The sequence below is a fragment of the Thermoanaerobacter sp. A7A genome (genome assembly GCF_000445185.1).
In the GTDB taxonomy this organism is placed as follows: Bacteria; Bacillota; Thermoanaerobacteria; order Thermoanaerobacterales; family Thermoanaerobacteraceae; genus Thermoanaerobacter.
The window spans coordinates 55,334-80,483 of sequence record NZ_AVAF01000171.1; the positions used below are offsets into that span (position 1 = coordinate 55,334).

The 25,150-nt window shown below is 33.9% G+C and carries 24 protein-coding genes; all 24 read left to right on the forward strand.

What is annotated here, in order from left to right; all coding sequences use genetic code 11:
* The first annotated feature begins 151 nt into the window (after positions 1-151).
* The 24 genes from M663_RS0113685 (at position 152) to M663_RS0113800 (ending at position 24,409) form a co-directional block, all read left to right on the forward strand.
* On the forward strand, positions 152-1,513 hold the full coding sequence (locus M663_RS0113685) for a trypsin-like peptidase domain-containing protein (RefSeq protein ID WP_029689334.1): 1,362 nt from the start codon (positions 152-154) through the stop codon (positions 1,511-1,513).
* Between the two features lie 127 nt (positions 1,514-1,640).
* The gene (gene pth / locus M663_RS0113690) at positions 1,641-2,195 is read left to right on the forward strand and encodes an aminoacyl-tRNA hydrolase (protein WP_029689335.1); all 555 of its coding nucleotides are present in this window, start codon (positions 1,641-1,643) and stop codon (positions 2,193-2,195) included.
* 31 nt (positions 2,196-2,226) lie between these two features.
* Positions 2,227-2,595: a hypothetical protein gene (locus M663_RS0113695; RefSeq protein WP_029689336.1), complete on the forward strand. Its 369-nt coding sequence runs from the start codon at positions 2,227-2,229 to the stop codon at positions 2,593-2,595.
* Between the two features lie 5 nt (positions 2,596-2,600).
* Positions 2,601-6,110 (forward strand): transcription-repair coupling factor, encoded by a 3,510-nt coding sequence (mfd, locus tag M663_RS0113700; protein ID WP_029689337.1) that lies wholly within the window; start codon positions 2,601-2,603, stop codon positions 6,108-6,110.
* A 53-nt stretch (positions 6,111-6,163) separates the two neighbouring features.
* Positions 6,164-7,069: a peptidylprolyl isomerase gene (locus M663_RS0113705; protein WP_029689338.1), complete on the forward strand. Its 906-nt coding sequence runs from the start codon at positions 6,164-6,166 to the stop codon at positions 7,067-7,069.
* 104 nt (positions 7,070-7,173) lie between these two features.
* The gene (gene spoVT / locus M663_RS0113710; protein ID WP_003870433.1) at positions 7,174-7,725 is read left to right on the forward strand and encodes a stage V sporulation protein T; all 552 of its coding nucleotides are present in this window, start codon (positions 7,174-7,176) and stop codon (positions 7,723-7,725) included.
* Between the two features lie 72 nt (positions 7,726-7,797).
* Positions 7,798-8,652, forward strand: coding sequence for a sporulation peptidase YabG (gene yabG / locus M663_RS0113715; protein WP_029689339.1), 855 nt, complete (start codon positions 7,798-7,800; stop codon positions 8,650-8,652).
* A 189-nt stretch (positions 8,653-8,841) separates the two neighbouring features.
* Complete coding sequence (locus tag M663_RS0113720) at positions 8,842-9,111, forward strand: Veg family protein (protein WP_003867615.1); 270 nt, start codon at positions 8,842-8,844, stop codon at positions 9,109-9,111.
* Between the two features lie 106 nt (positions 9,112-9,217).
* Positions 9,218-10,744, forward strand: a complete 1,527-nt coding sequence (locus tag M663_RS0113725) for an SPOCS domain-containing protein (RefSeq protein WP_029689341.1) — start codon at positions 9,218-9,220, stop codon at positions 10,742-10,744.
* Positions 10,745-10,842: 98 nt separating this feature from the next.
* Positions 10,843-11,712 carry a 4-(cytidine 5'-diphospho)-2-C-methyl-D-erythritol kinase gene (ispE, locus tag M663_RS0113730; protein ID WP_029689342.1) on the forward strand — a complete coding sequence of 290 codons (870 nt, stop codon included), beginning with the start codon at positions 10,843-10,845 and terminating at the stop codon, positions 11,710-11,712.
* A complete protein-coding gene (locus M663_RS0113735) occupies positions 11,705-12,382 on the forward strand; it encodes a GntR family transcriptional regulator (RefSeq protein ID WP_029689343.1) in 678 nt (225 codons plus the stop codon). The genes ispE and M663_RS0113735 overlap by 8 nt, the downstream gene beginning before the upstream one ends.
* A gap of 5 nt (positions 12,383-12,387) precedes the next feature.
* Positions 12,388-13,116, forward strand: a complete 729-nt coding sequence (locus M663_RS0113740; RefSeq protein WP_029689344.1) for a nucleotidyltransferase family protein — start codon at positions 12,388-12,390, stop codon at positions 13,114-13,116.
* A gap of 65 nt (positions 13,117-13,181) precedes the next feature.
* Positions 13,182-13,394: a CLC_0170 family protein gene (locus M663_RS0113745; protein ID WP_029689345.1), complete on the forward strand. Its 213-nt coding sequence runs from the start codon at positions 13,182-13,184 to the stop codon at positions 13,392-13,394.
* Between the two features lie 10 nt (positions 13,395-13,404).
* Positions 13,405-15,009: a spore germination protein gene (locus M663_RS0113750; protein ID WP_029689346.1), complete on the forward strand. Its 1,605-nt coding sequence runs from the start codon at positions 13,405-13,407 to the stop codon at positions 15,007-15,009.
* Positions 14,993-16,102 (forward strand): endospore germination permease, encoded by a 1,110-nt coding sequence (locus M663_RS0113755; RefSeq protein WP_004398995.1) that lies wholly within the window; start codon positions 14,993-14,995, stop codon positions 16,100-16,102. Before M663_RS0113750 ends, M663_RS0113755 begins: the two co-directional genes overlap by 17 nt.
* Positions 16,086-17,237, forward strand: coding sequence for a Ger(x)C family spore germination protein (locus M663_RS0113760; RefSeq protein WP_019908111.1), 1,152 nt, complete (start codon positions 16,086-16,088; stop codon positions 17,235-17,237). Before M663_RS0113755 ends, M663_RS0113760 begins: the two co-directional genes overlap by 17 nt.
* Before the next feature lie 70 nt (positions 17,238-17,307).
* Positions 17,308-17,943 carry a stage II sporulation protein R gene (gene spoIIR / locus M663_RS0113765; RefSeq protein WP_029689347.1) on the forward strand — a complete coding sequence of 212 codons (636 nt, stop codon included), beginning with the start codon at positions 17,308-17,310 and terminating at the stop codon, positions 17,941-17,943.
* Positions 17,944-18,035: 92 nt separating this feature from the next.
* Positions 18,036-18,746 carry a spore cortex-lytic enzyme gene (gene sleB, locus M663_RS0113770; RefSeq protein WP_003870422.1) on the forward strand — a complete coding sequence of 237 codons (711 nt, stop codon included), beginning with the start codon at positions 18,036-18,038 and terminating at the stop codon, positions 18,744-18,746.
* 9 nt (positions 18,747-18,755) lie between these two features.
* A complete protein-coding gene (gene ypeB, locus M663_RS0113775) occupies positions 18,756-20,090 on the forward strand; it encodes a germination protein YpeB (protein ID WP_006569754.1) in 1,335 nt (444 codons plus the stop codon).
* 66 nt (positions 20,091-20,156) lie between these two features.
* A complete protein-coding gene (locus M663_RS0113780) occupies positions 20,157-20,354 on the forward strand; it encodes a small, acid-soluble spore protein, alpha/beta type (RefSeq protein WP_003867630.1) in 198 nt (65 codons plus the stop codon).
* Between the two features lie 135 nt (positions 20,355-20,489).
* The gene (locus M663_RS0113785) at positions 20,490-21,569 is read left to right on the forward strand and encodes a D-alanine--D-alanine ligase family protein (RefSeq protein ID WP_029689348.1); all 1,080 of its coding nucleotides are present in this window, start codon (positions 20,490-20,492) and stop codon (positions 21,567-21,569) included.
* 27 nt (positions 21,570-21,596) lie between these two features.
* A complete protein-coding gene (locus tag M663_RS0113790; RefSeq protein WP_029689349.1) occupies positions 21,597-22,019 on the forward strand; it encodes a DUF1934 domain-containing protein in 423 nt (140 codons plus the stop codon).
* A gap of 1 nt (position 22,020) precedes the next feature.
* On the forward strand, positions 22,021-23,709 hold the full coding sequence (gene argS, locus M663_RS0113795; protein ID WP_029689350.1) for an arginine--tRNA ligase: 1,689 nt from the start codon (positions 22,021-22,023) through the stop codon (positions 23,707-23,709).
* Positions 23,710-23,764: 55 nt separating this feature from the next.
* Positions 23,765-24,409 (forward strand): MBL fold metallo-hydrolase, encoded by a 645-nt coding sequence (locus M663_RS0113800; protein ID WP_029689351.1) that lies wholly within the window; start codon positions 23,765-23,767, stop codon positions 24,407-24,409.
* Positions 24,410-25,150: the final 741 nt, after the last annotated feature.

Below are 25,150 nucleotides of genomic sequence, written 5' to 3' on the forward strand. Positions count from 1 at the left end.
AAGTGAATACTTGGGCCGCACATTTATTTATAAAAAACAACGCGGAAATTTTTTAATAAAAACTACTTAAAATCTTTACATCATGTTCATAATTTGTTAATAAAAAGGGGTTATAATTAAAAGCAAGAAAGAACAAAAGGAGTGAGTGATTATGGATTACGAAAAAGACTTTGAAGATAAAATTGAAAAGAATGATCCGGAGAATGTAGTTCTTCCAGAAGAAAATGAAAAAGAAGAGCTATATCAAACAGAAGAATTAAATAGCGAAATATTAAAAGCAGAGGAACAAAAGCAAGAGGAGTTGGAAACTACTGCGCCAATTCCTAAAGTGGTATTTAGAAACAACAAAAAGAGTTTGGGGAAGATGGTAAAAAGATTCAGAAAGAGAATGTTAGCTTCTTTTATCGCAGTAGCGTTGGTGGCAGCTTTAATCGGCGGAGGAATTACAGGAACTGTAATGAAATACTACGTGACCCCAAATGATGCGTCAGCACAAGTTGTTACAAGATATTTACCTCTAGATGCTACTTCGTCAGACGAAAGCGGTATTTTAAATTTGATACCCAACATTTACAAAATAGTGAGCCCAGCAGTTGTAGAAATTAGTACAAGTGTTGCTTACAACTACGGTTATAGAACTAGAGGTAGCGGTTCTGGATTTATCATAAGCTCTGATGGATACATTGTCACAAATAACCATGTAATTGACGGAGCATCAAAAATCACAGTAAAACTTTCAGATGGAAGAAGTGCTGATGCAAAACTTGTAGGAAAAGATGATAGAACAGACCTCGCAGTACTTAAAATAAACCTTCCTAATTTACCCATTGTAAAACTAGGAGATTCTTCCAAACTCCAACCTGGGGAATTGGCAATTGCTATAGGCAATCCTCTTGGAGAATCCTTTGCAGGTACAGTCACAGCAGGTATAATAAGCGGACTCAACAGGAATCTCCAAAGTGATTATGGGCCTGTCAAACTCATACAAACAGATGCAGCTATAAATCCTGGCAACAGCGGCGGACCTCTTGTGAACAGTAAAGCAGAAGTTATAGGTATAACAAGTGTTAAGCTCACTTCAATAGGACCAAGTATTCAAGACCCTTTTGGAATGTTCCAGAGCCAAGAAACTCCTGTTGAGGGTATGGGTTTTGCAATTCCAATAAACGAGGCAAAACCTATAATTGACCAGATAATAAAACACGGCTATGTAGAAAGGCCTATGATGGGAATAGGTGCTCAAACTATTACACAACAAGATGCAGCCCGATATAATTTGCCCGTAGGAGTGTATGTAGTTCAAGTTCAGCCAAATAGTGGAGCAGAAAAAGCTGGTATTCAACCAGGAGATGTGATAATAAAGGTTGATGGTAAAGACATTACTTCCTTTGAGGATTTACAAGGCATATTAAATAACCACAAAGTTGGAGATGTAATAAATGTAACAATTTGGAGAAATAGCAAAACATTTACAGTTCCTGTAAAGTTGCAAAGCAGTGCAAACTTTCAATAAATAAAATAAAGGCCTCCCTCGCACAAAGGCTACCGGCAAGTTATCGCTTGCCGGTAGCCTTTTACACATACTATAGCTTTTTTTCGTTTAATTATGTATAATTAATTTGATAAGGAAGGGTGGTCGTATGTACATAATTGCAGGTTTAGGAAATCCTGGTAGAGAATATGAAGAAACTAGGCATAATATAGGGTTTATGGTAATAGATGAGTTGGCAAAAAAATTAGGTATAAATGTCACAAAATTAAAATTTAAATCCCTTGTGGGTGAAGGGAATTTTAAAGGAGAGAAAATAATTCTTTTAAAGCCTCAGACATTTATGAATTTAAGTGGTGAAGCTTTATACGATGCTGTAAATTTTTATAAAATTCAACTTGAAAATGTAATTGTAATTTATGACGATAAAGACCTGGATGTGGGCAAAATAAGGATAAGAAAAAAAGGAAGTTCGGGCGGTCACAATGGAATGAATTCTATCATATATCTTTTAAATAGCGAAGAATTTCCGCGTATTAGAATTGGAATTGGAAAACCGCAAAAGGATTTAGTAAGTTACGTATTAGGAAAATTTGAAGAGTCAGAGAAAAAACTAATTGATGAAGCTGTTATAAAAGCAGCAGATGCAGTGATAGATATTATAGAAAATGGGATAGAACATGCTATGAGCAAATTTAACGGTTGATAAAAAGGCAATAAAGGAGAAAAAAGAATACATGTGGCTATTATCTGGAATTGGTGGTGTAATTTTAGCATATTTTCTAAATAGGATGGCAGTAACTAAATATAAGAGAAGAGCTATAATTTATTTTGTACCAATCATTGAAGAAACGTGTAAGACAGTGGCGGGGTATTTGACTTCCTCTATTCTTTTGTCTCATTTGATATTTGGAATTGCAGAGGCAGTAAATGATTACATAAAAACTTCCTATAAGATCAATTTAAGGGCTTCTATTTTAAGTATCTTAAGCCACAGCTTTTTTGGTATAACCTCTTACATATTAGTGATGCAAACAAATATTTTTTTGGCCATTATTGTAACTTCTTTAATACACGGCTTATGGAATAGGCTTATGTTGAGGTGATGAACATGTTTACTCGTCAAATAGAGGAATTAAAAGAGATTAAAACAATAGAAGAATTTCTACAACACGGGAAAGGACCTATTTTGGCTTATGGGCTTACAGATTCTCAAAAAGCCCATATTGCCCATTATATAATGACTAAGTTTAACAAAAAGGTGTTAGTTATTGCTCCTGATGAGGTGGAAGCAAGAAAAATATACGAAGATTTGTATTCTTTTAATTTTGGCAATGCTTCTTTATTTCCCAAAAGAGAAGCCTTGTTTTATAAAATAGATGCTGCGAGTCAAGAAGTGGTGTCTCAAAGATTACAGGTAATTAAAAAATTGTCAGAAGAAAGTTCCCATGCTGTAGTCACTTCTATAGATGCAGCATTAGGTAAGCTCATACCTATGGATTTATTTAAAAAGTATCACTTTGTTTTTAAATTAGGTGATACTGTGAATTTGGAGAAAGTTATAAAAAATTTGGTGACCATGGGGTATGAAAGAGTTCAAATGGTAGAAGGAAAAGGACAATTTAGTGTGAGAGGAGGAATAATTGACGTTTTTTCCCCTACCGAAGAATATCCATGGAGAATTGAACTTTTTGGCGATGAAATAGATTCCATAAGGACTTTTGATGTGATTACACAAAGGTCTCTAGAAAATATTGATAATATAAATATTTTCCCAGCTACAGAGTTTATCGCAGAAGCAGAGCACATCAAAAAGGGGATTTCTGCAGTTTCGAACTATTTAAATTCCTATTTGTCAAAAATAAAAAAATCGAAAAGTGGAATTGCAGAAAAATTACAGCAAAAATTTGAAGAGATTATGGAGGAGATTACCGAGGCTAAAAGGGTAGAAAATATTCATGAGCTTATAGATTATTTTTATGATGATGTCTATTCTATTGTTGATTATATGGGAGAAGAGGCAGTTATTATTTTAGATGAAAGCAGTCGTATTAAACAAAGGGTAAATAACCTTCAAATGGAATTTAATGAAAATTTCAAGGTTTTACTAGAAAAAGGAGAGGTTTTGCCCGAGCAAAGTAAGCTTTTTTTTGATTATGATGAAATATTAAAAAGAGTGAAAAATAATTTTTTACTCATAATTAATACTTTAGCAAAACCTGATAATGAGTTACAACCCCAAACGATTGTTAATTTTATATCAAGGTCTATGCATCCTTTTCACGGCAAAATGGATATTTTAGTAGATGATTTGAAATATTACAAAAACACAGGATATAAAGTGTTGCTTTTAAGTGGGAATCAAGAAAGAGCAAGAGTTTTAAAAGATACGCTTGAAAGTTTTAACATTGATACTGTAGTGATTAAAGACAGTGAATACGATATACAAAAAGGGCAAGTGGTCATATATCCTGCCTCTGTTAGCAAGGGGTTTGAGTATGTGGATGCAAAATTTGCGGTTATAAGCGATGGAGAAATTTTTGGTCAGACTAAAAGGAGTAAAAAAACTATAAAAATTAAAAATGCCGACAAGATAAAGAGCTTTACTGAATTAGAAGTAGGGTCATATGTTGTTCATGTAAATTATGGTATAGGAAAGTATGAAGGTATAGAAAAAATAAAAGTAGATGGGATTATAAGGGATTATTTGAAGATAATTTACGCGGGAGGAGATACCCTTTTTGTACCAGTGGAACAATTAGACCTTGTGCAAAAATATGTAGGACCGACAGACAATCCTCCTAAATTAAATAAATTGGGGGGGAGTGAATGGATTAGAGTTAAAAGAAAAGCCAAAAAAGCAGTAGAAGACATCGCAAAAGACTTGATTAAGCTTTATGCAAAAAGACAGATAGCTAAAGGGCATGCTTTTTCTCCTGATACTCCATGGCAAAAAGAGTTTGAAGAACAATTTCCCTATGAAGAGACAGAAGACCAGTTAAGGTGTATAAAAGAAATTAAAGAGGATATGGAAAAAGACAGGCCAATGGATAGACTTCTCTGTGGAGATGTGGGATATGGCAAAACAGAAGTAGCTTTAAGGGCTGCTTTTAAAGCAGTGGCTGATGGGAAACAGGTGGCTTTTTTGTGCCCTACAACTATCTTGGCTTATCAGCATTATACTAATTTCATAGAAAGATTCAAAGAATTTCCTGTAAAGATAGAAATGCTCAGTCGTTTTAGGACTCCTAAAGAACAAGCGCAAATAATTAAAAGTCTGGCGGAAGGGACTATCGATATTATTGTTGGTACTCACAGACTTTTACAGAGTGATGTAAAATTTAAAGATTTGGGACTTTTAATTATAGACGAAGAACAGAGATTTGGGGTTGTTCATAAAGAAAAAATAAAGAGGCTAAAAGAAAATATAGATGTATTGACTTTGGCGGCGACTCCTATTCCAAGAACGCTACACATGTCTTTGATTGGGATAAGAGATATGAGTATACTTGAAAATCCTCCTGAAGACCGATATCCAGTAGAAACTTATGTAGTGGAATTTAATGAAGAATTGATAAAAGACGCAATACTGAGAGAAATGGGAAGAGGAGGACAAGTTTTTTTTGTATACAACCGCGTAAACGGCATAGAAAAAATAGCGTCTTTTATAAAGGAATTGATTCCAGATTGCCGAGTTGCTATAGCTCATGGGCAAATGGAAGAAAGTCAGCTGGAGAAAGTAATGATAGATTTTGTAAATGGAGAGTACGATGTGTTAGTCAGCACTACAATAATTGAGATAGGGCTTGATATACCAAATGTAAATACTATTATAGTTTATGATGCAGATAAGTTAGGGCTTTCTCAATTGTATCAATTAAGAGGACGAGTAGGTAGGTCAAATAGACTTGCTTATGCTTATTTTACTTATAGAAAGGATAAAGTTTTAAGTGAAGTGGCAGAAAAGAGGTTGGAGGCGATAAAAGAGTTTACTGAATTTGGTTCTGGATTCAAAATTGCCATGAGGGATTTGGAGATAAGAGGTGCAGGAAATCTCCTTGGAGCAGAACAACATGGTCATATTGATGCAATTGGCTATGACTTGTATTTAAAGCTTTTAGAGGAAGCTATACGAAATTTAAAGGGAGAAGCTCCCAAAGAAAAGATTACTACCACAATAGACATAAAAGTCAATGCTTATATTGACTCTTCCTATATTGAAGACGAAAATTTAAGATTAGAAATGTACAAGAAAATAGCCTCTATAGAATCTAGAGAAGATATGATGGAGATTTCAGAAGAACTTGTAGATAGGTTTGGCGATTATCCAAAACCTGTAGAGGCACTATTAGAAATTGCCTATTTAAAAGCTATTGCTTCTCAGGTCAACATTACTGAAATAACTGAAAAAGGAAACGCCGTAATTTTAAAGTTTAAAGATACAAAATCAGTAAATATGCAGGCTATAGAAAAGGCAATAAAGGAATATGGAGGGAATTTAGTATTTTCAAGTCAAGTACAACCGTACCTTACTTATAAATTCAATAAAAAAGAGACTATACAAAAGGAACTTATAGAATTGGTAGAAAAAATAAAAAGTTTGCAGTTAGTGGAGAAATGATATATAATTAAGTTATCACTATGTAAACTTTTTAAAGTCAGGAGGATGTTATTTTGAAAAGGAAAATCGCATTACTTTTATTTTTTGTTTTTATAGTATTTTTAACCGTATCCTGCTCTGCCAAAAAAGACGTTGTTGCAACTGTTAATGGGGAAAACATTACAAATGCTGAATACAAAAAAGCTTTTGACCAAGTAAAAGCTCAAATTGAAAGTAGTCCACAATATACAAAAGACATATGGAATCAGGATTATCAAGGGAAAAAATTTTTAGATGCAGTAAAGGAAAATGTGCTTGATAATTTAATTGCTCAAAAAATACTTGTGCAAGAGGCAATAAAAAATAATATTACAGTTACAGATAAAGAAATAGATGATGAGTATCAAAAAGAAAAGGAAGTTAATAAAGATATTACAAAGGAAGATGTGAAAAATTACCTTTTAATAAATAAGCTCTTTGACAAATATACAAAAGATGTAAAAGTTACAGAAGAAGAGTTAAAAAAGTATTATGATAATAATAAAGAACAGTTTGAAGTAGTAAAGGCTAGTCATATATTAGTGGCTGATGAAAAAACAGCAGAAGATATATACAATCGACTTATGAAAGGGGAAAATTTTGCTACTTTAGCAAAAGAGTATTCTACTGATACGGCTACAAAAGACAAAGGAGGAGATCTGGGAGAATTTCCTCATGGTGTTATGGTTCCTGAGTTTGACCAAGTAGTTTTTTCACTTAAGAAAGGTGAGATATCAAAACCTGTTAAGACTGCTTATGGATATCATATAATAAAGTCAGAGGGTGTTACAATAAAACCTTTTAATGAAGTAAAAGATGCGATAGAAAGATATTTGTTAAATAATAAGAAAAATCAGGTTATTAAAGAAAAATATGATGCACTTGAGAAAGCAGCAAAGATACAAAAGTTTCCTCAAAATATAAAAGTAACAGTGGGATAAAAATCCGGCAATTTAGTTGCCGGTCTTTTTTTTGCGAATAAATTTATGGAAAAATATAAATACTAATCTTGAGCTAAAAATTTTAGGAAATGGAGGTATTTACTTTGAAGGCTACAGGAATTGTACGCAGAATAGATGATTTAGGAAGAGTTGTTATTCCTAAAGAAATTCGAAGAACATTAAGAATTAAGGAAGGAGACCCTTTAGAAATTTTTACAGATAAAGAAGGAGAGATAATTTTAAAGAAATATTCTCCAATAAGTGAATTAAGCGATTTTGCGCAAGAGTACGCTGATAGCATATATCAATCTACAAAGCACCCTGTATGCATTACAGATACAGATAATGTAATAGCTGTTTCCGGTGTAGCAAAAAAAGAATTAATTGATAAACCAATAAGTCAAGAATTAGAAAAATATTTGGAAGAAAAAAAGACGATAATGCTTGGGACTGGGAAAGATAAAGGACCGATTAAAATAGCAGATGGACAGGAATTTAACATTACATCTCAAGTTATAGTTCCTATTATTTCAAGAGGAGATACAATAGGAAGTGTGGTGATTTTTACTAAAGAAGCCGGTGAAGCAGTTACAGAAGTTGAAGCAAAAATCGCTGAAACTGCTGCTGCTTTTTTGGGTAAACAGATGGAAGAATAAATTTATATACACATATATATACCCCTCTGCATATTATAAACTATGAATTAAGCTGCGCAGGGGGGTTAATTTATGGCTTTTCGCATTAATGATATTGTAATGAGAAAGTCTTATGGCTCTGACATTTTGTTTAGAGTCATTAATGTTATAGATAATAAAGGAGTAAGACATTATCTTTTACACGGTTTAAACATGAGAATAATTGCAGATGCACCAGAAGATGACCTTATAGAGGCTTCTCGCGCCAAAATTGCGGAATATGATAGGCCTTATAGAGAAAAGGCAGAATACCTTTTAAAAAAAATTGCTTCTTCAAAAAACCTTCAGCGAAAAAAAGGGATGGTACGTGCAAGTCGGCAAGAGCCTTACGGAAGGCCAGGAAAAGTTCTTCACATAGATGGAGATGAAGAATATTTAAATATATGTCTTGATGCTTATAAAAAGGTTGGTATGGAAGTCGTAGGAGTAGTGGTAAAGGAAGAAGAACAACCAGATAAAGTGTATGACCTTTTAGAAAAATATAGGCCGGATATATTGGTTCTTACAGGTCATGATAGTATAAGAAGCAATAGCAGGGATTATGGCGATATAAACAACTATAGAAATTCTAAGTATTTTGTGGAAGCGGTTAAAAATGCAAGAAAGTACGAACCTGCACTTGACAATTTAGTGATTTTTGCAGGAGCTTGTCAATCAAATTACGAAGCTCTTATAAAGGTGGGAGCCAATTATGCCAGCTCTCCAGAAAGGGTTTTAATACACTGCCTTGATCCAGTCTTGGTAAGTGAAAAAGTAGCTTTTTCCCATATAAATGAGCTTGTAAAAATTGAAGAATTAATAGAAAACACTATAACGGGAGCACCAGGAATTGGAGGATTGCAGACAATGGGAAAATTTAGATATGGTGTTCCAAAAGGCAAATATTAAATTAATTTACTCCTTAAGCTAAAAATTATTGATTAAATGCAAATATCTCTGAGATTTGCATATTTTTTTTTGTTTTTTGTATAAAAATCATTATTGACAAGTAGGCAGGTGCACTGATATAATATTATACCCTTGACATTGTCTGAAAATTGTGGTACAATATTCACAGCATGTGCTAAGGAGTTGATAGTGGTGGCAGATAGATCAACCCTTGATGAAATAAAAAAACAATTGGATAAACATATAGGTGCTCGAGTTCGCCTTAAAACAAATGGTGGCAGAAAAAAGACCATAATAAAAGAGGGATTATTAGAAAAGACATATCCGAGCATTTTTATTGTGGTATTAGATGGACAAGGAGCGACCCGGAGGGTTTCTTACAGTTATTCAGATATTTTGACAGATACAGTAGAGTTGACAGTGATGGAAGGAAATAAAAAAATCCAGTGTCTCCAATGACCGAAGATATTCGGTCTTATTTTTTTGGCATAATTTTACCTCAATAACTATATATTATATTAGCATATCTTATTGTGAAGGACTATTATTTTAAGGAGGTAAAAGCATGCCACAGGTGTATAAAGATATTTTAGAGTTTGATTCTGTATCGGGTACATATGATACTCAACTTCTGGTAGAGAGTGATATAATTGTTCCTGAGAATGAACCGGACGTGCTGGTACTTTTGGCATTAAATCCTCGGACATATATTAATGAAGTTTTTGTGACAGAAGGAAAAGTTCAGTTTGAAGGTAAATTAGCATTAGATATTTTGTATTTGGGCGAAAAAAATGGAGAGCTTGAAAGGATTGAAAAAGAAATTGACTATTCACATGTAATTGAGGATGAAGGTATTGATAAGAGGAGCAGATGTATGTTAGTTGCAAATGTTGAAAATGTTGACTACAAGTTGGTAAACAGTAGAAAAATAAGTATGAGAGCTGTAATAAAGATACAATGTAGGTTAGTAGTATCTGATAAAAAAGAAGTAGTAATAGGAGCTGAAGATTCGATAAAAGTGGAATCCCTAAAGAAAAAAGTGAAGTTAATGCATACAGTGGGGCAAAATAGTGTAGAAGTCTTTGTAAAAGATAAAATAAAAGTTCCTGAGGGGGAAGCCCCTATTCAAAAAGTCGTAAAAACAGATGTGGCAGTAAAACCGGAGGAAATTAAAGTCACTGATAACAAAGTAATAGTTCAAGGAAGTGTACAATGTAATATTTTATATATTTCACAGGAAGGAGAATTTGGAAATTTAGAAGCAGATTTAAATTATGCAAATTTTGTAGATATTCCTGGGGCTTTAAGTTATATGTCGGCTAAAACTCAAGAGGAACTCATGGAGGTAATTACAACCGCAGTGGAGGATGAAAAGGGAGAAAATACTATTTTAGATATAGAAGTCACAATAAGGGTAAAAGTTCAAGTGTTTGAGACGGAGGATAGAGAGCTTCCTGTTGATGCCTATGGTACAAAAGCTTATATTCAACCCATGAAAGAAAATTTAACTGTGATAGAGAAATTAGAATCTTTTAAATCTCAATTTGTAGTCAAAACTAATGTAGAATTACCTTCTCTCTTAAAAAGATTTATAGATGTTGTGGTTATTCCTATTATATCTGACTACAGTGTAGATGTAGATAAATTGGTTTTAGAAGGAATATTAGATTATACTATTTTATATTTGTCTGAAGAAGGTAGTGTAAAGTCTTATAGAGATGAATATCCTTTTAAGACTTTTGTTGAGATAAGTCAAGTTAAAGGACCCATGTTGGTTGATATAAAAATTTCTCATGTTTCCTATGAAATAATAGCCATGAAAGAAATTGAATTAAAGTTTGCAATTGATAATACAGTTGATTTACTTGCAGAGAAAGAAATAGAGGTTATTGTAGACCTTAAAGAAATCGAAGCCCCAAGAGAAATCGATAATAAACACAGCATTGTTGTTTACATGATTCAAAAAGGTGAAACCTTGTGGGATATCGCTAAAAGGTATAGAGTAGGCCTTGAAGAATTAATTTCTGCCAATGGTTTAGAAGAAGAAAAAGTTTCAGAGGGAATGAAATTAATAATACCTATGGAAGAATGATACGCAGGAGACTGCGTATTTTTTTTACAGAAAATTTATTGTATAATGTATAATATATAACTATAATATTATTGAAAGAGCGTGGATGGGATGGAGAAATGAAAAAAATCAAAGTAAAGGCCTATGCTAAAATTAATTTATCTTTAGATGTATTAGGAAAGAGAGAAGATGGGTATCATGAAATTTCTACAATAATGCAATCAATTGATTTGGCTGATATTTTAGAGTTTGAAAAAAGCGAAATAGTCAAGGTTTTTTGCAATGACCATAGAGTACCTTTAGGAGAAGATAATTTAATAGTGAAGGTCATTAACCTTCTAAAAGAAAAATACCAAAAAAAAGAAGGGGTGTTAGTCAAGCTTGACAAGAGAATCCCTTTAGCTGCCGGCCTTGCTGGGGGAAGTGCTGATGCTGCTGCTACAATTGTTGCATTAGACAAATTATGGAATTTGAATATGTCAAAAGAAGAAAAAAAAGAAATTGCTTTGAAAGTTGGAGCAGATGTTCCTTTCTGTCTGGAAGGTGGGACAAAGCTTGCGAAAGGCATAGGGGAAATATTTGAAAATTTAAAGGTTCCCTCTATGAGTTTACTTCTTGTAAAACCTGATATTGAAATTTCCACAAAAGAAATTTATGATAAATGGGACAGACTTAATTTTAAAAGTCACCATGCTACTTTTTTAGTTGCTCAAGCTATACAAGAAGGAAACATATACAAAATTGCAGAAAATATAAAAAACGATTTAGAATTGGTAACTTCTCGGGAATGTGAAGTTATTAATCAAATAAAAGAGGAATTGCTTAAAAAAGGCGCATTAGGATGTGCTATGTCAGGTAGTGGTCCCACTGTTTACGGAATTTTTGACGATTTAGAAAGACTTAAGAGAGCTTATGAGGATTTAAAAGAAGTTTACAGTTTTGTGTTTTTTTCAAAAACTATAGATAAGGGGTTAGAATTGTATGAATGATTTTCTTCCATTGGAAAATTATAAACCGCTAAGAGATGTAGTTTTTGATTACATGAAAGATGCCATAATTACAGGCAAGTTAAAACCTGGAGAGAGACTTATGGAAGTTCAGCTGGCAGAAAAGCTGGGAGTAAGTCGGACTCCAGTGAGAGAGGCGATTAGAAAATTAGAACTTGAGGGGCTAGTTGTTATGGTTCCTCGAAAGGGTGCTTATGTGGCAGATTTGGATGCAAAAGACCTTTTGAATGTTTTAGAAGTAAGAAGTTCGTTAGAAGGATTAGCTGCTTCCCTAGCTGCTGAAAGGATAACGGATGAAGAAATTGATAAATTAAAGAAAATTGTAGAGGAATTTCAAAAAAAGATAGAAGAAGGTGATAATGAAGGGCTAGTGAAGTTGGATAAAGAATTTCATGATTTAATTTTTACTGCTTCACGAAATGACAGATTAATTCAAATAATGAATAATTTACAAGAACATGTACACAGATTTAGAGTTAGGTATATAAACGAAGAGAAAAAAGCGAAAAAGATACATCAAGAGCATAAAAAAATTACAGAAGCTATCGAAGCAAGAGATACAGATGCTGCAAGAAGATGGGCAGAGAAGCATATACGCAATTTCCAGACAGAGGTTGTAAAAGACATAAAGTATTTTAGTTACAAGGAGTGATTTGGGTGAATGCCATAATTTTGGCCGGCAGTACTAAAGAGGACAAATTGCCTGATAAAGCTTTTGTTAAAATAAATGAGAAGTATATGGTCTCTTATGTAATTGAGGCTTTAAGAGGTTGTGATAAAATAGATAAAATTGCAGTAGTTGGAGATCCCGAAAAACTTAAAAAAGTAGCAGGGATAGATGTTATCATTGAACAAGCTGACAATATAATGGACAATGTTTTGAAAGGAGTAGAGCCTTTTAAAAATGACAAAAGAGTCTTGATTCTTACTTGTGATATTCCTATGTTGACTAAAGAAGCTGTTTGCGATTTTATTGAAAAGTCAGAGGCTACAGGAGCGGACTTATGTTATCCTATTGTTAGAAAAGAAGATAATTTAAAAAAGTTTCCTGAGGCTAAAAGGACTTATGCACGGGTGAAAGAAGGAGTTTTTACAGGTGGCAATATTTTTTATGTTAACCCTGGAATCATAGATAAATTAATAAAAGATGCGAAACAATTTATAGCTTATAGAAAAAAACCATGGAAATTAGGAAAATTATTAGGAGGAAAGATATTATTTTTATTTTTAATAGGGAGACTTTCAATTTCTCATATTGAGAAAAAAGCAGAAGAGTTATTTAACATAAAAGGGAAGGCTATCATATCTAAATATCCAGAAATAGGTAACGATGTTGATAAAGAAGAAGATGTAGTAATGGCAACTAAATATCTCAGTCGAAAATAGGCATAGGCCTATTTTTTTGTATATTTTTTTTCTGAGTGCAAAATATATATTCAGAAGGTGATGCGATGTATAGCTTATTGCATTTTGTAAGACAATATTTTACAGTTTATATGTTTGCTAATGTATTCATTGTAGGGATTTATGAGACTTTTATTGAGCCTAAATTTTTAGAGAGGAAAGGACTAGACAGAGATTCTAAGCTGTGTAGGTGGATTGGATTATTTTATATTTTCATTGGAATAGTTGCTATTATTTTACGAACCTTTTTCCCTATGTAAGGAGGAGAATATGAGATTTTTTGATAAGATATTTGGCAAAAAAGACGATAAAAAAGAAGATAAAAATGGTATACCAGCTTCAAATAGTCTTAAGGTAAATTTAGATTATATAAAAAATAAATTAAAAGATTGTGATGATGTAATATATAGAGATATTTGGGTGGGGGAAAACCAACAATATAATCTTGCAATTGTATTTATAGATGGACTTGTGGACAAAGACCTCATAAATGACCATGTACTCCACTCTTTGCTTTTGGATTCAAGACAAGCAGACCCTTCTATTGAAAAGATAAAGAGAAATTTGTATGAGGTCATAAAGAAAGGGACTATAACAGGAGGAGACATAAAAGAGATTACAGATTTAGACAAGTGTATTTTGTCAATTTTGAGTGGAGACACTGCTTTGCTTTTTGATGGTTCTCCTGAAATAGTCATCATTTCTAGTAAAGGATGGCAGATGAGGTCAATTTCACCTCCCGAGGCAGAGACGGTTGTAAGAGGACCGAGAGAAGGGTTTACAGAAACAATAAGGGTTAACACTGCTCTTGTAAGGAGATGGATTAGAGATCCCAAGTTAAAAATAAAGCAGATGCAGATTGGAGAAAGGACTCATACAGATGTAGCAGTGCTTTACATAGAAGATATTGTCGATAGGAATGTTTTGAATAAAGTGATGGAAAGGCTCAAAAATATAAAAATAGACGGTATTTTTGAAAGCGGGTATATAGAACAATTGATTGAAGAAGATTGGCATTCACCATTTCCTCAAGTTTTGAGTACAGAAAGGCCTGACAAGGTTGCAGCTTCTCTTTTAGAGGGAAGAGTGGCAATTTTGACAGATAATACTCCTTTTGCTCTCATAATACCTACTACTCTCGCTACTCTTTTTCAATCGCCTGAAGATTATTACGAAAGGTGGATGATATCTTCACTTTTAAGAATTTTGAGATTTCTTGCAGCAATCGTCGCATTAATTTCGCCTGCTGTTTACATAGCTTTTACAGCCTATCATCCAGGCCTTATACCGACTAAATTGACTTTGTATGTTGCAGCAACACGACAAGGTATGCCTTTTCCTGCCTTTTTTGAAGCTTTTATTATGGAAGCGACTTTTGAGCTTTTAAGAGAGGCAGGAGTTAGACTTCCCGTACCTATAGGGCAAACTATTGGCATTGTAGGTGGTCTTATTATAGGACAAGCTGCTGTCCAAGCGGGTATTGTAAGCCCATTGATGGTAATAGTGGTAGCCGTTACAGCTGTAGCTTCTTTTGCAATACCCAGTTACAGCGCTGCCATTGCTTTTAGAATGCTAAGATTTATATTTATGATTCTTGCAGCTGTTTTTGGTTTGTATGGTATAATGTTGGGATTTATGATAGTTCTCACTCACTTGGTTGTTTTAAAAAGTTTTGGGGTTCCGTATCTTTCTCCTTTTGTGGAAATAGACCTAAGTGACCTTGCGGATGCTTTAATAAAAGCTCCTATAATGTACTTTAAAAATCGGCCAGAAATTTTAGATACTCCTGATAGAAAAAAGATGAAAGATTTAAGAGAAGAAAAAATAGAAAGCATAGAAGACGATAGGAGAGACAACAATGATAAAAAACAATGATAAAATCTCTGCAAATCAAGTATCAATATTGCTTTTCACTACTATGGTAGGAGCTGGAATATTAAGTCTTCCTGCAGATGTTTCCAAAGAGGTAGGACCTAATGGGCTTATAGCTATCTTGGGAGGAGGAATAGCTTCTCTTTTTTTTGCAAGGCTGATACTTTATCTATCTTCTAAATTTCCTACAGAAACTTTTGTCGAATATACCGGTAAACTTATAACAAGACCTATTTCTATTATTATAAGTATTATACTTGTTTTTTACTTCACAATATTTGCAAGCCTTGATGTAAGGATTTTTGGGGAAGTTTTGAAAATATATCTTTTGCCAAGTACCCCTATTGAAACGATAATTATTACAATGCTTTTTACTTCTGCCTATTTAGTGCGATATGGACTTGAGCCAATTGCACGAATGTCAGAAATTTTGTTTCCCATAATAGTGATACCTCTTGTATTACTTTTTTTACCGACTTTAACTGATATAGATTTAAGTAATTTTCTTCCATTTATGAGGGTTTCATTAGTTGAGTTTTTTAAAGGAATGCTTGTGACTACATATAGTTTTGTTGGCTTTGAGATATTGTATTTGCTTTTTCCATATATAATTAATACAGACAAATTGAAAAGAAGTGTCAATTCAGCAATAATCTCTACGATGTTGTTTTACATGTATATAACTTTTTTTGTAGTTGGCATATTTGGATACAAGGAAACAAGGGAACAGCTGTGGCCTTTTTTGACCCTCATTAAATCTATTAATTTTCCTGTGTTTTTCATTGAAAATGTAGAGGGAATTGTAATGGGAATATGGACATTCACCATTTTTACTTCTATTTATTCTTTTCACTATTTTGCTACTTTGGCTCTTTCAAAGCTTTTAAAGACCAGAGAACATTCTTATTTTGTATTGCCGGCAGTTCCTATAATGTATTTAATGGCTTTAATTCCCGATTCTATTGTGACAGTTTATAAATATGCGGGATATGTTTCCCAGTACATGTCAGTGTTTTTTATAGCTATATTGCCAATACTATTGTTTATCATTTTAAAAGTCAAAAGATTAGGTGATAAAGATGAAGAGAAAACTTAAAATAGTGATATTATGGGTTTTAATTGCTCTTATGTTGACAGGCTGTTGGGATAAAATTGAAATAGAAGACAGGGCTTTTGTGATGGCAATTGGTATAGATTTATCTTCTTCGAATAAAAGATATGTTGTGACTTTTCAATTTCCTAATGCTGCTCAAATTACAAAAGGTACCAGTGGCGGTGGAGGAGGAAGTGAAAAGCCAAGTTTTGCTGTTTCAGAAGTTGCTGATACGATTTTTTCTGCTTCCCGTCATATAAGTACAAGAATTAATAAAGCGCTGTATTTAGGTCATACACAAGCTATTATTTTTGGCAAAGACGTAGTGGAAAACAAGGATAAATTTCAACAAGTTTTAGATTCTCTTGACAGGAGTTATGAATTGAGCCGTAAAGTTTACCTTCTTGTAACTCCACAAAAAGCTCAGGATATTCTTCTAAAAAAATACGAGATGGAACCAAATACAGGAGCTTATATTAGAGATATATTCAAACATTACAACTTGACATCAAAATTTCCAACAATTGACTATAATAAAATTACTAAGTCTCTTCATGAGACGAACGGCAATGCGATAATCCCAAAAATAATTGCAGGAAAAGATGAAATTAAAATAGCAGGTTCTGCTATTATTAAAAATTATAAATTAGCAGGTTGGATGGAAGATGATGAAAACATGGGATATATGTGGCTGACTGGTCTTGTGAAGGGAGGAGATATTTCTATAAATATGCCAGGAGATGGAGAAGAAATAAAGGTTCCTTTTAATATTTCAAATGTTATTAGAAGGCGAGATGTTAAAGAAGAAAATGGGAAAATTATTTATAGAGTTAAACTGGAGGTGGAAGGAGATATAACGGAATATACTTTTGAAAAGCACGGAGAAATGATGAAAGGTGACTTGTTAAACGTCATAGAAAGAAAAACTAGTGACGAAATAAAGAAGATGACACAAAAAGCTATAAATAGATTTCAAAAAGAATTAAAAGTAGACATGCTAGGTATAGGAGATTATATTGAAAAATATCATCCAAGTTTATGGGAAAAGGTGGGGAAAGATTGGGATAAAATTTTTCCGGAGGTAGAGATAAAAGTAGATGTTACTTCTCATGTCCGAAGGATAGGGCTTTTCAGGTAGAAGGGTATATTTTTTAATATATTTGGTAATACTTTAGTTAAACTAAAGATTTGTGATGGAGGATAAAATTATGAAAAGGTTAATTGCATTGATGGTATTAGCAATTATTATAGCAGCAAATTTTTATGGGGCTAAATCTTCCAATTTGCAAAGAGAAGACCTATCCCGCAAATTAATAAGGTTTCATGTGATTGCCAACAGCGATTCCGAAGAAGACCAGGAATTAAAACTTAAGGTTAGAGATGCTATACTTGTTGATTTAACGCCTAAATTTGAAAAAGTAAAAGATGTAAAAGATTCGGAAAGGATTATAAAGCAAAGTATTGAGGAGATTAAAAAGGTTGCAGAGGAAGTAATTCGTAGAGAAGGTAAGAATTATGATGTGAAAGTTGCCTATGGCACCTTTGATTTTCCTACACGGTATTATGGGGCACTTACTCTTCCTGCGGGAAATTACAACGCGCTTAAAGTAGTAATAGGAAATGGTGAAGGTAAAAATTGGTGGTGTGTAATATTTCCTCCCCTTTGCTTTATTGATGCTACCCACGGGTTTACAGATACACAAACTGCAGAGGAAGTGGCTAAATATCTTTCTCAAGATGAAATGAAACTTATTGAGAAAGAAAAACCTAAAGTTAAATTTAAAATAGTTGAAATTATAGAGGAATATTACAATAAATTTAAAGTGGCATGGAAGGCGCCTTAAAGGGCGCTTTAATTTTTTAAATTAAAAACAGCGTATAATACTTTTACTACTACAAAAAATATTTACAAACACCAAAGAAAAGGAGGTTCAAAATGAAAATAGATTTTATTCTCCGCATAAAGATTATAATAACAGTTTTGGCTATTTTTATAACAGCAGTTTTTGAGTATGCGGCTTATGATTTGACCAAAACAGCTATGTCTAACCTTTATTGGGGAAATACAGGTAGTGATGTTGCAAAAGTGCAAGCACGGCTTAAAGACTGGGGATATTATACGGGAGCTGTAGATGGATTTTTTGGGGTTAGAACGTGGCTGGCAGTTCGGAAATTTCAAGCATATAATGGACTCAGAGTTACTGGAATTGTAGATGACGATACAAAAGTAGCTTTAGGTTTTACGACTACTGCACAGGATTTAGCGGCTTATCAGGCTTCTTCCTCTGTCACCACAAATGACGATGTTTACCTTTTAGCAATGCTTATAAATGGAGAAGCGAGAGGAGAACCTTATATTGGAAAAGTTGCAGTTGGAGCTGTGGTGATGAATAGAGTAAGAGACCCGAGATTTCCAAAAACTATAGCAGGTGTTATATTTCAACCTGGGGCTTTTTCTGCAGTAGATGATGGTCAAATGTGGCTACCTCCTACAAATGACAGCATAAGGGCGGCAAGAGATGCAATTGCTGGATGGGACCCTACTGGTGGTGCCTTGTATTATTACAACGCTGCGAGAGTGACAAGTTATTGGATATTTAACAGGCCAATTATAACCCAAATAGGCAGCCATATCTTTGCAAGGTGAGGTGAAAAAATGTTAAAACGAGGCTTGACGGCTTTTGCTTTAATTTTAATATTAATCCTCGGAGCATGGGGATATAGACAATATATTGAGAAAATTTCTTATCACAGGTATTTACAAGCACAATATGATAGGTCTTTTTATCAATTGGTGTCTAACGTAGAGAACATCGAAACTTCTATGGGAAAACTAATGGTAGCTTCTTCAGATAAAACCACTATTCCTATTTTAGATGAAATATGGAGGGAAGCTTTTTCAGGGCAAGAGCACTTAAATCAACTTCCTATAGGGCAGCCTGAAATAGATAATACTTCAAAGTTTTTGACACAAATTGGCGATTACGCTTACAGTCTTACAAAAAAAGTTGCTTCAGGGCAAAAATTATCACAGCAAGATTTAGCAACCCTTACGAAATTACAGAATTATGCGGTATTTTTAGGTAAAAACTTACAAGACTTAAGAAAAAAAATTCAAGGTGGATATGAACTTGGAAACTTACGTCAAAAAGGTACACAAAAAATGGGTGAGATTGATAGTAAAATTTTAAATGTAAAAATGAGTAGTGTCAATCAGACTATGACAAATTACCCTACTTTGATATATGACGGCCCTTTTTCTGAAAGTTTAGCAAAAACTACACCTAAAGGTTTAGTTGGGAAAGAAGTTTCTTACGATAGAGCTTTACAAATAGCAAAAGATTTTTATGGAAAGCCTGTAGAATCACAAAACAAGTATAGTCCTAACAATGGAAAAATAAAAGCTTATGGGATAGAATTAAAATCTCCAGGTAAATTACCTGTTTATATAAATGTCAGTCAAAAAGGTGGATATGTTGTATGGATGATGGACCAGAGAAGTGTGAATAAAATAAATATTTCTCAATCACAAGCTTTGCAGTATGCTAAAAAATTTTTAGAAAAACACGGTTTCAAAAACGTGGAAAGTACTTATTCTATGAAGGCGGATGGTAGTGTACAGTTTAATTTTGTTCCTGTACAAGATGAGGTATATTTGTATCCAGACATTGTCAAAGTGAAAGTGGCACTTGACAATGGTGACATAATCGGATTTGACGCTACAGCTTACTACATGAATCATACGGAGAGAAAATTAGAAAAGCCAAAACTTACGGAAAAAGAAGCGGAGCAAAAAGTAAATAAAAACTTAAAAATAGAAGGAACAAAATTAACACTCATTCCTTTGGAGGGCGGAAAAGAAGTATTGGCTTACGAATTTAAAGGAACATACAAAGGTGATACATTTTACGTGTATATAAATGCATTAAATGGAAATGAAGAAAAAATTTTAAAGGTTATAAAAACAGAACATGGAGATTTGACCATGTAGTCCATAACATAAAAGTGCTTTTAAAGGCGCAAAATAAGTGTAGGGCAAAAGAAGGAGGGGATAAAAATGGGTAGACGCAGAGGCTTAATGTCTGACCAACTTAAATATGAGTTGGCTAAAGAACTCGGCGTTTACGACACAGTAATGAAGGAAGGTTGGGGAAGTGTTTCTTCTAGAAATTGCGGTAATCTTGTAAAACTTGCAATCGAAAAAGCAGAAAAAATGCTTGTAGAAAATTATAACAACGGAAATACCACCTTCTAAATGCCCAGCAAGCCGGGGAAGAAAAACTTGTTCTTTCCCGGCTTTAAAATTTATAAAATAAAATTTTTCTTGAATACATATTCTTAAAAGAGTAGAATAAAGATAATGTAAGAAAAATTAGTGGAGTGTGAGAGAATGGCGAAGAAGAAATTAGCTGTTTTATTTGGTGGACAATCGGGAGAACATGAAGTTTCTTTAATGTCTGCAAAGTCTATAATAAACAACCTTGATAAAGATAAATATGAGATTTACATGATAGGTATTACAAAAAAAGGAGAATGGTATTTATATAAAGGAGATGTAGAAAAAATAGAAACCGGAGAATGGGAAAAAGAAGGAATTCCTGCAACTATGGGAGCTTCTACGAAGTATAGAGGAATAATAACTTTCGAAGACGAAAAAAATGGTTTTTATCCTATAGATGTGGTATTTCCTGTTTTGCATGGACCTAATGGAGAAGATGGGACTATACAAGGGCTTTTAGAATTATTAGATATACCTTATGTAGGAGCTAATGTGCTTTCTTCTGCTTTATGCATGGATAAAGTTTTTACAAAAAGGATTTTTAAGGAAGCGGGGCTACCTACACCTGATTTTGTAGTAGTATATAGAAAAGAGATTGAAGACTTAGAAGCTATAAAGAAAAAAGTTGAACATTTGGGATATCCATGCTTTGTAAAACCTGCTAATTTAGGCTCTAGTGTTGGTATTACCAAAGTCCACAATGAGGAAGAACTTCCTGGGGCCTTGAAATTAGCTGCAAAATATGATAGAAAATTGTTGATAGAAAGAGGAATAGATGCTAGGGAAATTGAATGTTCTGTGCTAGGTAACGAAAATCCGCAAGCCTCTATTGCAGGAGAAATTGTTCCTTCTAATGAATTCTATGATTATAATGCTAAATATTTTGATGGAGGTAAATCTCTTCTCTTAATACCTGCACCACTTCCAGATGAAAAAATGGAAGAGGTAAGACAATTGGCTATAAAAGCATATAAGGCGTTGGATTTGAGAGGTATGGCGAGAGTAGACTTTTTAATGGATAGAAATACAGGGACTCTTTATTTGAATGAAGTTAATACCATTCCCGGCTTTACAAAAATAAGCATGTATCCTAAACTGTGGGAAGTAAGCGGAAAGCCGTATTCAATATTATTGGACGAACTTATAAACTTAGCGACAGAGAGCTATAATGAAAAATGTAGGGAATGGTGAGAAATAAGGGAAGAAGGGGAGAGGTAATTGAAAAAAGCGATTATATCTGTAAAAGGTACTCAAAAAAACGATCAAAATGAATCTGATACAATAGAACTTATTACAGAGGGTAGTTTCTATATTAAAGGCAATACTTTTTATGTAGTATATGAAGAAAGTGAACTATCAGGAATGGATGGAACTACTACTACTTTAAAAATTACAGAAGACAAAGTCACATTATTGCGGTTTGGCACAAACAAATCGAAAATGGTTTTTGAGAAAAACAAAAGATACGAATCGGACTATGATACTCCTTATGGGAAAGTTCCTTTAGGAATACTGCCAACAGATGTAAAAGTGGCTATGTCGGAAGCTGGCGGTGAGATTACTATAAAATATGCTCTTGATTTTAATAACAAGACTGTTAGCAATAATGAACTATACTTAAAAGTGTGGGAGGTAAACTGATTTGGAAAACATTATACAAAAAGTAAAAGATGAAATAAAAGACATGGTGACTACCGCTATAGAGAATTCTGTAAAAGAAGGTTTGATGAATATAGAGGTTATTCCAGAGATAGAAATAGAGGAGCCAAAAGAAAGACAACATGGTGACCTTGCAATAAACACAGCAATGGTAATGGCAAAGCAGGCTAAAATGCCCCCTAAGAAAATTGCGGAAATCATTGTTTCAAAAATGGACCCTTCAAATACTTTTATAGAAAGGATTGAAATCGCAGGACCTGGCTTTATCAATTTCTTTTTGAAGGATAAATTTTTGGAAGAAACTTTAAAGCTCGTTTATGAACGAGGGAAAGATTATGGACGAGTAAACATTGGGAATGGCAAGAAAGTACAAGTGGAATTTGTATCGGCAAATCCGACGGGTCCTATGCATATGGGAAATGCAAGAGGCGGTGCTTTGGGAGATGCCTTGGCGTCAGTACTTGACTATGCAGGATACGATGTTACAAGGGAATTTTATATAAACGACGCAGGAAATCAGATAGAGAAGTTTGGATATTCACTTGAGGCAAGATACCTGCAATTATTGGGTATACCGGCTGAAGTGCCCGAAGGCGGCTACCACGGGGAGGACATAATAGATAGAGCGAGAGAGTTTTTAGAAATATACGGAGATAAATATAAAGATGTACCATCAGAAGAGAGAAGAAAGGCACTCATAGAATATGGACTTAAGAAGAATTTAGAAAAAATAAAAGAGGATTTAGCTCTTTACGGTATAGAATATGACGTGTGGTTTTCTGAGCAATCTCTTTATGACAGCGGAGAAGTGTATAAAGTAATTGAAGAGCTTAAGCAAAAAGGGTATACTTACGAAAAAGACGGGGCTTTGTGGTTTAAAATGACATTATTTGGCGCAGAAAAAGACGATGTATTAGTTAGGTCTAATGGATTTCCTACCTATTTGGCTTCTGACATAGCCTATCACAAAAATAAATTTATAACTCGCGGATTTGATTGGGTTATAAATGTTTGGGGTGCGGATCACCATGGCCATGTTGCTCCTATGAAAGGAGCGATGCAGGCACTTGGCATAGACCCTGACAGGCTTGACGTTGTTTTAATGCAGCTTGTGAAACTCATAGAAGGCGGTCAAGTTGTTAAAATGTCCAAAAGGACAGGCAGAATGGTGACACTACGAGATTTGATAGATGAAGTAGGAAAAGATGCAGCAAGATTCTTTTTCAACTTAAGGTCTGCAGACAGTCCCATTGATTTTGACCTTGACTTGGCTAAAGAGCAATCGAATGAAAATCCAGTATTTTATGTGCAGTATGCCCATGCGAGGATTTGCTCCATAATAAGGCAGTTAGAAGAAGAGGGTGTAAAGATAGATAATATAGATGAAGTAGATTTAAGCCTTTTAAAAGAAGAAGAGGAAAAAGAATTAATTAAAAAATTGGCATATTTCCCTGAAGAAATTACTATTGCTGCAAAGACATTGGCACCCCACAGAATTACGAGGTACGTACTTGATGTAGCATCGCTTTTCCATTCTTTTTATAACAGTCATAGAGTAAAAGGCGTAGAAGAAGATTTGATGAAAGCAAGGTTTGTGCTCATATTAGCAGTAAAGACTGTTATAAAGAACGCTTTAAATATATTGAAAATAACAGCACCAGAGAGAATGTAAAAGGCGGTTTTTCCACCTTTATTTTGTGGTATAATATGGTTAGGAGGTGTTTTTTATGAATATAAAATGGTTAGGGCATTCATGTTTTAAGTTGACATCTGAGAAGGGTACGGTCATTGTCACAGACCCTTTTGATGAATCAGTTGGGTACCCTATGCCAAATGTGAAGGCAGACATTGTGACATCTTCTCATTCCCATTTTGACCACAATTATTTTAAGGCGGTAAAGGGAAACTTTGATATTGTTGACACAGTAGGAGAACATAATATAAAAGGTATCAACATAAAAGGTGTAAATACATTTCACGATGACGAGCATGGTGCAAAAAGAGGTAAAAATATAGTTTTTGTCTTTGATATTGATGGAATCAGAGTCTGTCACATGGGAGATTTGGGACATGTTTTAACAGAAAAGCAAGTTGAAGAAATAGGACCAGTTGATGTTCTACTCATTCCTGTTGGAGGCTATTATACAATTGATGGAAAACAAGCAGTAGAAGTAATGAATCAGCTAAAGCCAAAAATAACCATACCAATGCACTATAAAACAGAGTTTATTAATTTCCCTATTGATACTGTAGATAACTTTTTGGATATGACAGGTGGCAAAAAGATTTTATCCTCCGAATTAAATGCAAAGAAAGAGGATTTGGAGGATGAGGTAAGAGTAATTGCTTTAAATTTCCAATACTCGGTGTAAAATATTTTTTAAAAACAAATGAATATAAAAAGACAAAAAGGGCAATATAATAGTGTAAGGTTCGTAATGGTTGAGCCAAGGTCATCACAGGACGCAAGTTCTGTGATGGTCGGCCAAAGATTGGTATTCGATCAAAAGGTCGGATGCTAGTCGGCGGGCAGATTATAATATGTCCATGTAGAGCCTTAATTTTAAGGCTAAAAAGGATGTATTATAGTCGAGCTAAGACTATTATAGGTGCCGCAGGTCGAAGTACGTCATGTACTTAGACTGGAGGTCTTATGCAAAGTGCATAAGGTTTCTAAGGTATCTATAATAGTCGAGCATAGGTCAGTATGGGTTTTGCAATACCTTGCCTTTTAAGTGAGGTATGAAGAGATTTGTACTGGCTGAAGCGAAGACCATTACGAGCCTTACTTTTTTCAAACACCGGGGACGGTTCTTCTGTCCCAGACAGAAGAACCGTCCGAGATTGCTGGAAAAAGCCCTATTTTTATGCAGAGATGTTTAACAAATTTATTCTTGTAGTTGAAAAACTACTTTTTGTTCCCATAATATAGAAAAAAGTTTTAAAATAAGAGGATACCAGGTTGGCTATCCTCTTTAAATTTACCGCCTTTTTTTCTCTTAACATGTTCTTTTTTTACTGTATGATTGCCTTCCATGCAAAACCATTGGTCTGAATCTTTGTTATATGTATATTTGCTTTCGTCCATTTTGTAAGCAGATGGACTTACTGGT